We start from the raw sequence: 14,460 nt of genomic DNA, 5'->3' as shown, positions 1-14,460 counted from the left end.
CCTTCGTGGCGTCGGTGCGACCGCGCGTCCGTCGGCTCTCGATCTGTGACCCCCTCGTGACCCCCGCCCCACCACCACCCCGGTAACCGGGTGACGCGCCGGGCGGGGGGACACCCGGCGCGGGCGCCGCAGCACACGGGCTGGCATGCTCATCAACGGCCGACACGTCATCGGCGTCGGGGGAGCCGACGCCACCCTGTGCCTGAGGAGGCTCGTCCGGAGTGGACACCGTCCAGTGGATCATTCTCATCGCGATCGTCGCGCTCGCCGGTCTCGGCGGAACGATCGGGCTCGTCGCCGGACGCGGACGTAAGGAGCCTCCGCTCCCGCCGGGCGGCGCGGGCACCACCACCCTCGAGCGTCCCGGTGACGACGCCGAGGTTCTCGACGCCCCGCCGACCGCCGAGAAGTCGGCCGAGAAGACCGCGACCACGGCACCGACCGTCGAGGTCGAGCCGCAGCCGGAACCGGAACCGGAACTGCTGGTTCCCACGCTCGACCGCCCCGAGGCCCCTCGCAGCCGGCTGGTGCGCCTGCGCGAGCGCCTGGCCCGCTCGAACGCCCTCGGCCGCGGCCTGCTCGAACTGCTGAGCCGCGACAAGCTCGACGCCGACACCTGGGACGAGATCGAGGAGACGCTGCTCCTGGCCGACCTCGGCGTCGACCCGACCACCGAACTCGTCGACCGCCTGCGGGAGCGCGTCTCGGTGCTCGGCGTCCGCGACACCGAGCAGGTGCGCGAGCTGCTGCGCGAGGAACTGAAGAAGATCATCGACCCGGGTGAGGGTCTCGACCGCTCGCTGGCCATCGACCACGAGCCCGGCCGTCCCGCCGTCGTCATGGTGGTCGGCGTCAACGGCACCGGCAAGACCACCACCGTCGGCAAGCTCGCCCGCGTGCTCGTCGCCGAGGACAAGGACGTCGTGCTCGGCGCGGCCGACACGTTCCGCGCCGCGGCCGCCGACCAGCTGCAGACCTGGGGCGACCGTATCGGTGTGCCCACGATCCGCAGCGACCGCGACGGGGCGGACCCGGCGTCCGTCGGGTTCGACGCGGTCAAGTACGGCATCGAGGCCGAGGCCGACGTCGTCATCATCGACACCGCGGGCCGCCTGCAGAACAAGGTCGGTCTGATGGACGAGCTCGGCAAGGTGAAGCGGGTCGTCGAGAAGCACGGCCCGGTCAACGAGGTGCTGCTCGTGCTCGACGCCACCACCGGCCAGAACGGCATGCAGCAGGCCAAGGTCTTCAGCGAGGTCGTCAACATCACCGGCATCGTGCTGACCAAGCTCGACGGCACGGCCAAGGGCGGCATCGTGGTCGCCGTGCAGCGCTCCCTCGGGGTGCCGGTCAAGCTCATCGGTCTCGGTGAGGGCCCGGACGACCTGGCCCCGTTCGACCCGGACGCCTTCGTGGACGCCCTGCTCGCCTGAGCCGGGAAACCGGGAACCGGGAAACCGGGAACCAAGAACGACAACCAAGAGCTGACAACGACGGACGCGGGTCCGTCCCCGGAACGGGGGCGGGCCCGCGTCCTTCATTCACCCCGGGCCCGGGCCCGTGACCTCGCTCACGAAATGCTTGATGCCACACGGATTTGATCTCTGGGTGACGCCCCCATCGCTAGAGCCGCGCTCGGGTCACCAGCGTGTGACGGGCGCCGGAGATGTCCCGGTCCGCCCCGGTGCCCGGCCGCGCGAACGGGCTAATGCCCAGGACCGGTAACCGACCGGAAACAAGCTCGCGCCAAACGTTACGGCAAGGAAATCGCGGAGGTGTCGGCAGGAAACCCTCACACAGCAATTTCTTCCGTAGGGCGAGCGGCACCGTACGGAGTCGCTGCCAGTCGCCGTCACCCTGCGCTGTCGGCGACAACTTCACGATGGTCCCGACGACAGCCCCTTCAACGGGGGGCGGTTTTCTCTTGAAGGGGTGGCGGATGGATACCGGCGATACCGCGTGGGTGATGACGAGCGCTGCGCTCGTGCTGCTCATGACTCCAGGTCTGGCGTTCTTCTACGGCGGCATGGTCCGCACGAAGAGCGTGCTCAACATGATGATGATGAGCTTCAGCGCTCTCGGCATCGTCACGGTGCTCTGGGTGATCTTCGGCTACTCGATGGCCTTCGGTGACGACCTCGGCGGTGGCCTGGTCGGCGACCCGTCGCAGTACTTCGGCCTCAAGGGCCTGATGAGCGCCGACGCGGTCTTCGGCACCATCCCGACCCTGGCGTTCGTCGGCTTCCAGGCCGTGTTCGCGATCATCACGGTCGCGCTCATCTCCGGTGCCATCGCCGACCGGGCGAAGTTCGGCGCCTGGTGCGTCTTCGTCGTGATCTGGGCGGCCGTCGTCTACTTCCCGGTCGCGCACTGGGTCTTCGACTTCAGCGGTGACGAGCACGTCGGTGGCTGGATCGCCAACAACCTCAAGGCTCTCGACTTCGCCGGTGGTACCGCGGTTCACATCAACGCCGGTGCGGCGGGCCTCGCCCTCGCCCTGGTGCTCGGCAAGCGCGTCGGCTGGCCGAAGGAGCCCTTCCGCCCCCACAACCTGCCGTTCGTGATGCTCGGCGCCGGTCTGCTGTGGTTCGGCTGGTTCGGTTTCAATGCCGGCTCCGCCCTCGGCGCCAACACCCTGGCCGCCGTGGCCTGGGTCAACACGATCGCCGCGACCGCTGCCGCCCTGCTCGGCTGGCTGATCCTCGAGCGCTTCCGCGACGGTCACGCCACCTCGCTGGGTGCCGCGTCCGGTGTGGTCGCCGGTCTGGTCGCCATCACCCCGGCCGCCAACTCGGTCAGCCCGATCGGCGCGATCATCATCGGCGCCCTCGCCGGTGTGCTCTGCGCCCTCGCGGTCGGCCTGAAGTACAAGCTCGGCTACGACGACTCGCTCGACGTCGTCGGCGTCCACCTCGTCGGTGGTCTCTGGGGCACGCTGGCCATCGGTCTCTTCGCCACCTCCACCTCGCCGGCCGGGGTCGACGGTCTGTTCTTCGGTGGCGGTGTCGACCAGCTCTGGCGTCAGGCCGTGGGCGCGTTCGCGGTCCTTGCCTTCTCCTTCATCCTGACCTACATCATTGGGTTCGCCATCCAGAAGACGATCGGCTTCCGGCTCGACCCGGAGTCCGAGGTCGAGGGCATCGACGGTCACGAGCACGCCGAGTCCGCCTACGACAGCTCCACCGGTGGCGGTTCCGTCCGCCCGGTCGTCGCCAAGAAGACTGAAGAGAGCGAGGTTCCGGCATGAAGCTGGTCACCGCGGTGATCAAGCCGCACAAGCTCGACGAGGTGAAGGCCGCGCTGGAGACCTTCGGGGTCCAGGGCATGACGGTCAGCGAGGCCAGCGGCTACGGCCGGCAGAAGGGCCACACCGAGGTCTACCGGGGCGCCGAGTACACGGTCGACCTGGTGCCGAAGTCCCGGCTCGAGGTGCTCGTCGACGACACCGACGTGGTGGACGTGGTCGACGTGATCACCAAGGCCGCGGCCACCGGCCGCATCGGCGACGGCAAGGTCTGGGTCACCCCGATCGACGACGTGGTGCGGGTCCGCACCGGGGAACACGGCGCGGACGCTCTGTAGAACCCCGGGAAAGATCCGGGCGACAGCAACTCCCGGCACCCCCAGCCATCGGGGGTGCCGGGAGTTTCCGGTACCGGCGGCCGTCTCTGACACGGGCGCTGGGACGAAAGGTGAACGGTGACGGCTGGCCAGTTCGACGGTCTGGACGAGAACACTCCGCACAGCGACGAACCCGACGACCAGACGGTGGAGGACCTGGCCCTCGCGGCCGCCCACGCCGCCCGTGACCTGCGAAAAGACAGACTCACCAGGGCCCTTCGCGGAGGCCCGGAGGGGCCCGGGCGTCGCGCCGCCCTGACCGCGATGGCCGAGAACACCCTGCAGCTGGGCTGGGCCGCCGCCGTGGCCCCGCTCGACGAGCGCCCGCGCCGCCGGGGCCGGGGCCAGAACGGTCACAACGGCCTCGAGGGTCTGGCCCTCGCCGCGGTCGGCAGCGTGGCCCGCGGCCAGACCGGCCCGGCCAGCGACCTCGACCTGGTGCTCCTGCACGACGGCCGCCGTCTGCCCGCCGACGAGGTCGGCGAACTCGCCCAGCGACTCTGGTACCCGCTGTGGGACGGCGGGCTGCGACTCGACCACAGCGTCCGCACCCCCAGCCAGTGCCGCGAGGTGGCCGCCGCCGACCTCTCCGCCGCCATCGGCCTGCTCGACCTGCGCGTCATCGCCGGTGACGCCGCCCTGGTGGTGAAGACCCGCACGTCCCTGCTCGGCGACTGGCGCGGTGGCATCCGCCGCCGCCTGCCGCAGGTGCTCGAGAGCCTGGCCGAGCGCGCCGAACGCTACGGCGAGGCCGCCCACCTGCTCGAACCCGACCTCAAGGAGGCCCGCGGCGGCCTGCGCGACGTCACCGTGCTGCGCGCGCTCGCGGCCAGCTGGGTCACCGACCGGCCGCACGGCTCGATCGACGAGGCGCACGAGCAGCTGCTCGACGTCCGCGACGCGCTGCAGGCCGTCACCGGCAAGAACAACGACCGGCTGCTCCTGCCCGAGCAGGACGCGGTCGCGGTGCTGTGCGGCCTGACCGACGCCGACGAACTGCTCGCCCGGGTGGCCGACTGCACCCGGTCCATCGCCTACGCCGTGGACGTCACCGCCCGCCGTGCCCGCCAGTCGATCCCGACGCGCCGACTGCGGCCCGGACCCCGGCGTCCTCGATTGAGGCCCCTCGGGCACGGACTCGTGGAGCACGACGGTGAGGTCGTGCTCGGCGTCGGCGTCGAGGCCGCCCAGGACCCGGTGCTGCCGATCCGCGCCGCGGCCACGGCCGTCCGCGCCGGCCTGCCCCTGAGCCCCGTGACCGTCGAGCACCTGGCCCAGGACTGCCCGCCCCTGCCTGAGCCCTGGCCCGCCGCCGCGCGCGACGAGTTCGTCGGGATGCTCGCGGGCGGGCCGAACCTGGCCCAGGTCTGGGAGTCCCTCGACCGCGCGGGCGTGATCACGCGCTGGATCCCGGAATGGGCCTCGGTGCGGAACCGCCCGCAGCGCAACGCGGTTCACCGGCACACGGTCGACCGGCACCTGATCGAGACGGTCATCCAGATCCAGGGCGCGCTGCGTGACACCAGTCGTCCCGACCTGCTCGTGCTCGCCGCGCTGCTCCACGACATCGGCAAGGTCGCAGGCGCGCAAGACCATTCGGTCACCGGTGCGCCGATCGCGGCCAAGGTCGCGCAGCGGATGGGCCTGAACGACGACGACAGCTCCACGCTCGAGCGGCTGGTGCGCGAGCACCTGACCCTGATCGAGCTGGCCACCCGGCGCGACCCCGACGACCCGCGCACGGTCGAGGCCCTGGTCGGGGCGGTCGGTGGCAAGCAGGAGACGCTTCTGCTGCTGCGGGCCCTGACCGAGGCCGACGCCGCCGCGGTCGGGCCGGTCGCCTGGACGGCCTGGCGCGCCCGGCTCGTCGAAGACCTGATGGCCCGGGCCTCCACCGCCCTGCGCGGTGAGGAGCCGCCCGGACCGGCCCCGATCGCGCGCACCGAGGTGGAACTGGTGCGCGCGGTGCTGAACGACGGCCGTCCCCGCGTCGGGGTCAGCCCGATGGACGAGCTCTTCACCGTCACCGTCGTCGCCCCCGACCGCTCCGGCCTGCTCGCCGACATCGCCGGGGTGCTGGCCAGTTTCCGGCTCACCGTGAAGTCCGCGCTGGTGCGCACCGTGGCCGCCGACCACCTGGGGGAGCACCTCGAGGGGCCGGACATCGCGGTCGACACCTGGTGGGTCGAGAGCCGCGGGGACATGCCGCCGCCCGAGCTGCTCGAGCTGCACCTGCGCCGTCTCAGCGAGGGCGACCAGAGCGTGCTGGAGCCGCTGATCCGCCGGGACGCCGGGTTCCGCAGCCGCAGTGGTGCGCCCGCGCGTCCACGAGTGGTGTTGCTGCCCGGCGCTTCTCAGGAGGCCACGGTGCTGGAGGTGCGGGCCGCCGACCGGCCGGGCCTGATGCACGCGATCGGCTCGGCGCTCGCCGGGGTGGGCGTTGACCTGCGGTCGGCGCACGTCGCGACGCACGCGGGTCAGGCGGTCGACGTGCTGTACGTGTGTGAGCGCGAGGGGGGCGGCCCGCTGTCGCCGCCGCGGGTGGCCGAGACGGTTTCGGTGCTGGTGGACGCCGGGTCGGTGCCGGGGTCGTAGCGGGTTGGCGGGTTCCCGGGTTGTTCGGGCTCCCGGGCTCCCGGGCTCTCGGGTTCCCGGGTTTTCGGGTTTTCGGGCTTGAGGACGTCGTGGTCGGGTCGGGTGGGTCAGGACCGGTTCGCGCTGGCCGGGTCGAGACAGACCCGGTAGCCGTCCAGCCCCACCGGCACGGTCGAGCCTTCGTCCTCCACCTGGGCGACGACCATGCCGTCGAGGCACACCGAGTCGCCGTAGGTCGTGCCCTGCCAGCCGAGATCCCCGAACGAGGCCTCGAAGGTGTCACCCTCGCGCGTGCTCCCGGCGCTGATCCCGGCCACCAGGTCCTGGTCGCACCCCTTCAGACGCGCCGACTGCTGCCAGTCGCCGCGCTCGGGCTCGTCGCAGGTCTGTGTGGCCCAGTACTGGGTGAGCTGCACGGCGTCGGAGGGGGCCGTCACGCCGCCCTCGGCGCACGCGGTCGTGATCCGGCTCCGCACGCCCGGGGCGGTGAGCCTCGGTGACGTCCAGCCCGGGCCGCCGAGGCTCCAGGCGGGGGAGCGGTAGGTGGCACTGAGCGTGCCGGTCAGCGTCACCTGCAGGCAGCGGCCGGGGCCGGCCCCGATCTGGCGGGTCTGGGAGTAGTCGCGGGTGTAGCTGCCCTCGGCGATCCCGCCGCCCGGGTTCCAGGGGTGGGTGAACCCGGCCGCCACCACCAGGATCAGCACGATCGGGGCGCCGATCGCGAACGCGGCCAGGGGGCCGCGGCCGGACCGTTCCGGCCCGGGCCGCTTCTCGTCCGGGCGCTGCTCGACGTTCGTGGGCATCGTCGTCCTCTCGTCCATCGCTCGTGCGGCCTTGGACGATACGGGTGAAGGTGCCGTTGCCTCCCCGGGCCGGGACGAGCGTCACGAAGCAGGCGATCACGGCGAGTGATCCGGCGGGCCGTCGGCGGACGCGTCGACGGACGCGTCGGCGTCGTGGAGGTGGCGGGGCCGGGAGGGCATTAAGCTGATGGGGTGTTCGCCACGCTTTCCGACCGCCTGACCGCCACCTTCAAGTCGCTGCGCGGCAAGGGCCGGCTGTCCGAGGCCGACGTCGACGCAACGATCCGCGAGATCCGCCGCGCGCTGCTCGACGCCGACGTCGCCCTGCCGGTGGTGCGGCAGTTCACGTCGCGCATCCGGGAGCGCGCGGTCGGCATCGAGGTCTCGCAGGCCCTGAACCCGGCCCAGCAGGTCGTCAAGATCGTCAACGAGGAGCTCGTCGGCATCCTCGGCGGCGAGACGCGCCGGCTGCGGTTCGCCAAGAACCCGCCCACCGTGATCATGCTCGCCGGTCTGCAGGGTGCGGGTAAGACCACCCTCGCCGGCAAGCTCGGCCGGTGGCTGCGCGAGCAGGGGCACACGCCGCTGCTGGTGGCCTCCGACCTGCAGCGTCCCAACGCCGTCACCCAGCTCGAGGTGGTCGGGCAGCGCGCCGGGGTGCCGGTGTTCGCGCCCGAGCGGGGTGTCTCCGAGGGCCAGGGCGTGTCCGGCACCAGCCAGGGCGACCCGGTCAAGGTCGCCCGCGACGGCGTGGCCTTCGCCCGCGACAAGCACCACGACGTGGTCATCATCGACACCGCCGGTCGTCTCGGTGTCGACGGTGAGCTCATGCAGCAGGCCGCCGACATCAAGGCCGCGACCAGCCCCGACGAGGTGCTGTTCGTCGTCGACGCGATGATCGGGCAGGACGCGGTGAACACCGCGATGGCCTTCATGGACGGGGTCGGCTTCACCGGCGTCGTGCTCTCCAAGCTCGACGGTGACGCCCGCGGTGGTGCGGCCCTGTCGGTGATGGGCGTGACCGGCCAGCCGGTGATGTTCGCGTCGACCGGTGAGAAGCTCGAGGAGTTCGAGCTCTTCCACCCCGACCGGATGGCGAGCCGCATCCTCGACATGGGTGACATCCTCACCCTGATCGAGCAGGCCGAGAAGGCGTTCGACGCCGAGCAGGCCGAGAAGATGGCGGCCAAGCTGGCCGCCGACGAAGACTTCACCCTCGAGGACTTCCTGGCCCAGATGGCGGCCCTGAAGAACATGGGCTCGCTGAAGAAGATGCTCGGCATGCTGCCGGGCATGGGCGAACTGCGCGAGCAGCTCGACAACTTCGACGAGCGCGAGATGGACCGCGTCGAGGCCATCATCAAGTCGATGACGCCCCTCGAGCGCCGTCAGCCCCGGGTGCTCAACGGTTCCCGGCGTCTGCGCGTGGCCAAGGGTTCCGGCACGCAGGTCAGCGAGGTCAACACGCTGATCGAGCGGTTCGGCGAGGCGCAGAAGATGATGCGCGCCATGCGTCGCGGCGGCGGGATGCCCGGCATGCCGGGGATGCCGGGCATGCCTCCCGGTCTGGGGGGCGGCGGCAAGAAGGGCAAGGGCAAGAACACGGCGCCGCGCAAGGGCAAGGCGAAGTCGGGCAACCCGGCCAAGCGCGCCCAGCAGCTCGCCGACGGCGGCAAGAAGGGCCCGGCCACGCCGGCGGGCGGTGCGTTCGGGGCCGCTCAGCCGCCGGCGAACATCGACCCGGCGAACCTCGAGCTGCCGCCCGGTTTCGAGAAGTTCCTGGGGCGCTGACCTCAGAATGGAGACCACAGCGGTCGCCCGGGCCACCCGGCCCGGCGGCCGCTGCCGTCTTTCCGGGGGCACGGGCCGGGTGACTCGGTGACCGTGATCAGGCTGACCGGGCCCCTTCTCACCGGTCCGGACGAGGTTCGTGACGGCGCCTGGGTCATCGGCGGCCGCATCACCTTCGAGCGGCCCACCGGGCCCGGCCTCGACCAGACCCTGGTCGACGGCTGGGTGCTGCCCGGTCTGGTCGACGCGCACAGTCACGTCGGGCTCGACGGTCAGGGCGCGGTCGACGCGGCCACCAGCGAGCAGCAGGCGCTCGCCGACCGTGACGCCGGGGCCCTGCTGCTGCGCGACGCCGGGTCCCCGGCCGACACCCGCTGGATCGACGACCGCGACGACCTGCCGGTGGTCGTGCGGGCCGGCCGTCACATCGCCCGCACCCGGCGCTACCTCCGGCACTACGCGCACGAGATCGAGCCCGAGCAGCTCCCCGCGACGATGGCGGCCCAGGCCCGGCTCGGCGACGGCTGGGTCAAGATCGTCGGTGACTGGATCGACCGTTCCACGGGCGATCTCGCCCCCTGCTGGCCGCTCGACGCGCTGCGGGCGGGCATGGCCGCGGCCCACGCCGAGGGGGCCCGGGTCACCGCTCACTGCTTCGGCGAGGAGTGCCTGCCCGATCTCCTCACCGCGGGCATCGACTGCGTCGAGCACGCGACCGGTCTCGACGACCACACGCGCACCCGAGCCGCGAGCGCCGGTGTGCCGATCGTCCCCACCCTGATCAACATCGCCACGTTCCCCGAGATCGCCGAGCGGGCCCGTGAGAAGTTTCCGCGGTACCGCACCCACATGCTCGACCTGCACCGACGTCGCTACGAGCGGGTGAGCGCGGCCTACCACGAAGGCGTGCCGGTGTTCTGCGGCACCGACGCCGGCGGGTCACTGCCCCACGGTCTGGTGGCCTCCGAGGTGGCCGAGCTGCACGCGGCCGGGCTGCCCCGCGTCGCCGCCCTCGACGCCGCCTGCTGGTCGGCCCGCCGCTGGCTCGGCCGGCCCGCGCTGGCCGAGGGCGCACCCGCCGACCTGGTCGTCTACGAGGCCGATCCCCGCACGGATCTGCGCGTCGTGAGCACGCCGCAGGTGGTCGTGCTCCGCGGGGCGTTGACATCTGGCAGAATGGTCGGCTGAACCCGGCCGGTGCGGACCCTCTCACCGCAGGCGTCGCCGAGTCCAAGGCTTACCGATCCACCGGAAACCCCACTCCGGGGAGACGTACGGCCGCACCCATGCATATGAGGAGTCCACACCCGTGGCAGTCAAGATCCGTCTCAAGCGGATGGGCAAGATCCGCGCTCCGTACTACCGCATCGTCGTCGCCGACTCGCGCACCAAGCGTGACGGTCGTGCGATCGAGGAGATCGGTAAGTACCACCCGACCCACGACCCGTCGGTCATCGAGGTCAACAGCGAGCGCGTGCAGTACTGGCTCGGCGTCGGCGCGCAGCCGACCGAGCAGGTCGCGGCCATCCTCAAGGTCACCGGTGACTGGCAGAAGTTCAAGGGCCTGCCGGGCGCCGAGGGCACCCTCCGGGTCGCCGAGAAGAAGGTCGAAGACCGCTCGGGCTTCGCCGAGGCCAAGAGCCTGAACGAGAACGAGGCCAAGACGCTGCGCACCAAGCGCGACGAGGCCAAGAAGGAAGAGGCCGCCAAGAAGGCCGAGAAGGCTGAGGCCAAGGCCGAGGAGAAGCCGGCCGAGGCTGCTGCCGAGGCTCCGGCCGAGCAGGCCTGATCATGCTCGTCGACGCGCTGGAGCACCTGGTCCGCGGCATCGTCGCCCATCCGGACGACGTGGTCGTGCGCAGTCGTTCGCTCCGCCGGGGTTCCCTGCTCGAGGTCCGGGTGCACCCCGAAGACCTCGGCCGGGTGATCGGCCGCTCGGGTCGCACCGCCACGGCGCTGCGCACCGTGGTCAAGGCGATCTCCAACGGTGAGCCGGTCCGCGTCGACGTCGTCGACGTCGACCGCGGTCGCTGAACCGTCCCGAAAGCAGGAACACTGTGCGTCTCGTGGTTGCAAGGGTGGGTCGTGCCCACGGTCTGCGCGGCGAGGTGAGCATCGAGGTCCGGACCGACGCGCCGGACCAGCGGTTCGTGAAGGGAGCCGTCTTCCACGTGGAAGACGGCTCCCTTCAGCGTTCCCTGGTCGCGTCGGGCCTGCCCACCACGCTCACTCTCACCCGGGTCCGTGACAACAACGGCACCCTTCTGCTCGCCTTCGAAGAACTGACCGACCGGACCTCGGCCGAGGGCATGCGCAACGCCGTGCTCGAGCTCGACCTCGACGAGGCCTCCGACGAACCCGACGCCTGGTACGACCACGAGCTGGTCGGCCTGGCCGCGGTGGACACGGCGGGGGAGAAGCTCGGCGAGATCGTCGCCGTGCAGCACCCGGGTGCGCAAGACCTGCTGGTCGTGCGCACGCTGCGCGGAGAAGACCGTCTGGTCCCCTTCGTGAGTGCCCTGGTGCCCCTCGTGGACATCAAGGCCGGCCACCTCGTCCTCGATCCGCCCCTCGGTCTCCTGGAAGATCTCGACGACTAGATGCGCATCGACGTCTTCTCGATCTTCCCGGAATACCTGGCGCCGCTGGACCTCTCGCTCATCGGCAAGGCCCGGCGCACCGGTCTGCTCGACCTCACCGTGCACGACCTGCGGGAGTTCACCCACGACCGGCACCGCACCGTCGACGACGCCCCGGCCGGGGGCGGCGCCGGCATGGTGATGAAGCCGGAGCCGTGGGCCGAGGCGCTGGGCACGCTGGCCGAGGGGCCGCGACGGCCGACGCTTCTGGTGCCGAGTCCCTCCGGGCAGCCGTTCACCCAGGCGATGGCCCGCGAGCTGGCCCAGCAGGACTGGCTGGCGTTCGCCTGCGGCCGCTACGAGGGCATCGACGAGCGGGTCTACGAGCACGCCGCCACGCTCATGCCGGTGCGGCCGTTCAGCCTCGGCGACTACGTGCTCAACGGTGGTGAGGTGGCGGTGCTGGCCGTGGTCGAGGCCGTCGCCCGGCTGATCCCGGGGGTGATCGGCAACGCCGAGAGCCTGGTCGAGGAGAGCCACGAAGACGGCCTGCTCGAATACCCGGTCTACACGAAACCGGCGGTGTGGCAAGACCGTGAGGTGCCGGCCGTGCTGATGTCGGGGCATCACGCGCAGATCGAGCGGTGGCGTCGTGACGAGCGGCTGCGGCGTACGGCGCGGCGTCGGCCGGACCTGATTCTCAAGCTGGACCCCGGGACGCTGGACAAGGTCGACCGGGCCGTTCTGGCCGAGGAGGGCTGGTCGGTGGAGGGCTCTCAATTTCGGTTGCCCGCCCGGCCTGTGGCAGACTGACCCTTCGTGCCGCCTGTCGGCTGCGCCCCTGCCACAGGGGGAGAGCGCGGTACCGACGTCAGCGCCGGGCACGAACCGTGAACCGTAGAATCTTCTACCTTCGCCGGTGACCTGTGGCATCTGCGAGAGAGCGACATATCGTGCACGCACTCGACAGTCTCGACGCTGCCTCCCTGAAGAGCGACGTCCCCTCCTTCCGCGCCGGTGACACCGTCAAGGTTCACGTCCGCGTGGTCGAGGGCAACCGCTCCCGTGTGCAGCTGTTCCAGGGCGTCGTGATCCGCCGCTCCGGTGGTGGCGTCCGCGAGACCTTCACGGTCCGCAAGGTCAGCTTCGGTGTCGGCGTGGAGCGCACCTTCCCGGTGCACACCCCGATCATCGAGAAGATCGAGGTCGCGACCCGCGGTGACGTCCGCCGCGCCAAGCTGTACTACCTGCGCTCGCTGCGCGGCAAGGCCGCCAAGATCAAGGAGAAGCGCGACGCCATCCCGGCGCGCTGAACTTCTTCGTAGCGCTTCGCGAACCGGCCCTGGCCTCCCGACGGGAGCCGGGGCCGGTTCCGCTTTGCCCCTCTGCGTTCTGCTGGCACAGCTTGGGATGAGAAGCTGTGAATCGGCGCGCGTGCGGGCCGCTCGCGTGGTTCGGCGCCATTCGTCGCGGGCCCGTGCGAGGATCCGTGATGCATGTTCTTTTCTGGAAACCGCTCGACGGCCTCTCAATGACGCCTGATCTGAAGAAGAAGGTGGGATCGGGTGCTGATCGGCCGGACCGCGCCGACGTCGCCCCGCCCGGCGATGCCTGACCGTTCTCCGGCGAGCCCGGTGCGCCGGGCCGCAGTGGTTCTGGTCGCGGTCGCGGTGACGATCGCCCTGGTGCGCGCGTTCCTCCTGCAGTCGTTCGTGGTGCCCACCGGCTCGATGGAGCCGACCGTGGAGATCGGCGACCGGGTGGTGGTCTCGCGGCTGTCCTCCCTCTTCGGCGACGTGCAGCGCGGCGACGTGGTGGTCTTCAACGGTGCCGGGGTGTTCGACGACACCGACCCCGGCCCCGACACGCTGCTCGGCCGGGTCGGCCGGGGCGTCGCCGCGCTCTTCAGCATGCCCGTCGGGTCTCACGACTACGTCAAGCGAGTGATAGGCCTGCCCGGCGACCACGTGGTCTGCTGTGACGACCAGGGGCGCATCACCGTCAACGACGAGCCGCTCGACGAGACGTACGTGGCGGACGGCGACCGGCCGAGCGAGGTGGCGTTCGACATCGTGGTTCCCGACGACCGGCTCTGGGTGATGGGTGACCATCGGTCCGACTCCGCGGACTCGCGGGCCTACCTGGGCTCGCCCGGGGGTGGCACGGTTCCCCTCGACCGGGTGGTCGGCAAGGTGGCCGGGATCTACTGGCCACTGTCACGTTTCGGTGGGCTCGACGACGGGTCGGGCCGGTGAGGGCCGGTGACCGGCCGGACCAGGAGGAACCGGTGACCCCTGCGGACCCGTGGAACGCGGCTGCCCCTACGCCGTCTCCGGCCCCTACCCCGTCTCCGGCCCCTGTCCCGGAGTCCGAGGCGCCGGCGCCGGTGCCCGAGAAGCCGGCTCCCGGCCCGCTCGCCCAGCTGCTGAGCCTCGTGCGGGAGCTGGCCCTGGTGCTGGTCATCGCGCTGGGTCTGTCGCTGCTGATCAAGACCTTCCTGGTGCAGGCGTTCTTCATCCCGTCCCCGTCGATGGAGAACACCCTCCTGACCGGCGACCGGGTGCTGGTGAGCAAGCTGACGCCCGGCCCGTTCGACCTGCACCGCGGTGACATCGTGGTGTTCAAGGACCCGGGCGGCTGGCTCGGTGACAGCGAGACCGCCCCCGCGGGCAGCGTCCACCGGGCCCTGAGCTTCATCGGCCTGGTGCCCAGCAACTCCGACGACCACCTGATCAAGCGCGTGATCGGCCTGCCCGGTGACGTGGTGGCCTGCTGCGACGACCAGGGCCGGGTCACGGTCAACGGCGTCGCGATCGACGAGCCGTACCTCTACCCGGGTGACGAGCCGAGTGAGAAGACGTTCTCGGTGACCGTTCCGGCGGGCCACGTCTGGGTTCTGGGGGATCATCGTTCTGTGTCGCAGGACTCCCGCTACCACCCGGACATCAACAACGGCATGGTGCCCGAGAGCAACATCGTCGGCCGGGCCTTCGTGAACGTCTGGCCGCTGAGCCGGTTCAGCCTGCTGCGTAACCCGTCGTCGACGTTCGCCGGCGTCCCGGCCCCGTGAC

Annotated in this window: 15 protein-coding genes; 14 read left to right on the top strand and 1 reads right to left on the bottom strand. The window is 71.2% G+C overall.

The features are described from left to right. Positions 1-221 precede the first annotated feature (221 nt). The 4 genes from ftsY (at position 222) to J2S57_RS02535 (ending at position 6,216) form a co-directional block, all read left to right on the top strand. On the top strand, positions 222-1,433 hold the full coding sequence (gene ftsY, locus J2S57_RS02550) for a signal recognition particle-docking protein FtsY (protein WP_307237829.1): 1,212 nt from the start codon (positions 222-224) through the stop codon (positions 1,431-1,433). Positions 1,434-1,939: 506 nt separating this feature from the next. Beyond that, a complete protein-coding gene (locus tag J2S57_RS02545; protein ID WP_307237827.1) occupies positions 1,940-3,247 on the top strand; it encodes an ammonium transporter in 1,308 nt (435 codons plus the stop codon). Further along, complete coding sequence (locus tag J2S57_RS02540; RefSeq protein WP_307237825.1) at positions 3,244-3,582, top strand: P-II family nitrogen regulator; 339 nt, start codon at positions 3,244-3,246, stop codon at positions 3,580-3,582. The genes J2S57_RS02545 and J2S57_RS02540 overlap by 4 nt, the downstream gene beginning before the upstream one ends. Before the next feature lie 117 nt (positions 3,583-3,699). Beyond that, positions 3,700-6,216, top strand: coding sequence for a [protein-PII] uridylyltransferase (locus tag J2S57_RS02535; RefSeq protein WP_307237823.1), 2,517 nt, complete (start codon positions 3,700-3,702; stop codon positions 6,214-6,216). Between the two features lie 107 nt (positions 6,217-6,323). On the opposite strand, the gene J2S57_RS02530 is transcribed toward J2S57_RS02535, so the two are convergent. Then, the gene (locus J2S57_RS02530; protein ID WP_307237821.1) at positions 6,324-7,019 is read right to left on the bottom strand and encodes a hypothetical protein; all 696 of its coding nucleotides are present in this window, start codon (positions 7,017-7,019) and stop codon (positions 6,324-6,326) included. Positions 7,020-7,211: 192 nt separating this feature from the next. On the opposite strand from J2S57_RS02530, the gene ffh reads away from it, so the two are divergent. From ffh to lepB (J2S57_RS02480), 10 genes are all read left to right on the top strand, one after another. Continuing rightward, positions 7,212-8,810: a signal recognition particle protein gene (ffh, locus tag J2S57_RS02525; RefSeq protein WP_307237819.1), complete on the top strand. Its 1,599-nt coding sequence runs from the start codon at positions 7,212-7,214 to the stop codon at positions 8,808-8,810. A 93-nt stretch (positions 8,811-8,903) separates the two neighbouring features. After that, positions 8,904-9,998 carry an amidohydrolase family protein gene (locus J2S57_RS02520; protein ID WP_370882554.1) on the top strand — a complete coding sequence of 365 codons (1,095 nt, stop codon included), beginning with the start codon at positions 8,904-8,906 and terminating at the stop codon, positions 9,996-9,998. Positions 9,999-10,119: 121 nt separating this feature from the next. Beyond that, positions 10,120-10,599, top strand: coding sequence for a 30S ribosomal protein S16 (rpsP, locus tag J2S57_RS02515; protein WP_307237815.1), 480 nt, complete (start codon positions 10,120-10,122; stop codon positions 10,597-10,599). Positions 10,600-10,601: 2 nt separating this feature from the next. Continuing rightward, the gene (locus J2S57_RS02510; protein WP_307237813.1) at positions 10,602-10,844 is read left to right on the top strand and encodes an RNA-binding protein; all 243 of its coding nucleotides are present in this window, start codon (positions 10,602-10,604) and stop codon (positions 10,842-10,844) included. A gap of 23 nt (positions 10,845-10,867) precedes the next feature. Continuing rightward, positions 10,868-11,410: a ribosome maturation factor RimM gene (rimM, locus tag J2S57_RS02505; protein ID WP_307237811.1), complete on the top strand. Its 543-nt coding sequence runs from the start codon at positions 10,868-10,870 to the stop codon at positions 11,408-11,410. After that, positions 11,411-12,202 carry a tRNA (guanosine(37)-N1)-methyltransferase TrmD gene (gene trmD / locus J2S57_RS02500; protein WP_307237809.1) on the top strand — a complete coding sequence of 264 codons (792 nt, stop codon included), beginning with the start codon at positions 11,411-11,413 and terminating at the stop codon, positions 12,200-12,202. A gap of 137 nt (positions 12,203-12,339) precedes the next feature. Then, a complete protein-coding gene (gene rplS / locus J2S57_RS02495) occupies positions 12,340-12,702 on the top strand; it encodes a 50S ribosomal protein L19 (protein ID WP_370882553.1) in 363 nt (120 codons plus the stop codon). A 179-nt stretch (positions 12,703-12,881) separates the two neighbouring features. Continuing rightward, positions 12,882-13,004, top strand: a complete 123-nt coding sequence (locus J2S57_RS02490) for a hypothetical protein (protein WP_307237805.1) — start codon at positions 12,882-12,884, stop codon at positions 13,002-13,004. Beyond that, a complete protein-coding gene (lepB, locus tag J2S57_RS02485; protein ID WP_307237803.1) occupies positions 12,997-13,644 on the top strand; it encodes a signal peptidase I in 648 nt (215 codons plus the stop codon). Before J2S57_RS02490 ends, lepB (J2S57_RS02485) begins: the two co-directional genes overlap by 8 nt. A 131-nt stretch (positions 13,645-13,775) precedes the next feature. Then, a complete protein-coding gene (gene lepB / locus J2S57_RS02480) occupies positions 13,776-14,459 on the top strand; it encodes a signal peptidase I (protein ID WP_307237801.1) in 684 nt (227 codons plus the stop codon). Position 14,460 lies beyond the last annotated feature (1 nt).

Source organism: Kineosporia succinea, assembly GCF_030811555.1.
GTDB lineage: Bacteria > Actinomycetota > Actinomycetes > Actinomycetales > Kineosporiaceae > Kineosporia > Kineosporia succinea.
Note: the sequence above shows the minus strand (reverse complement) of the source record. Positions and strands in the feature narration are given on the sequence as shown.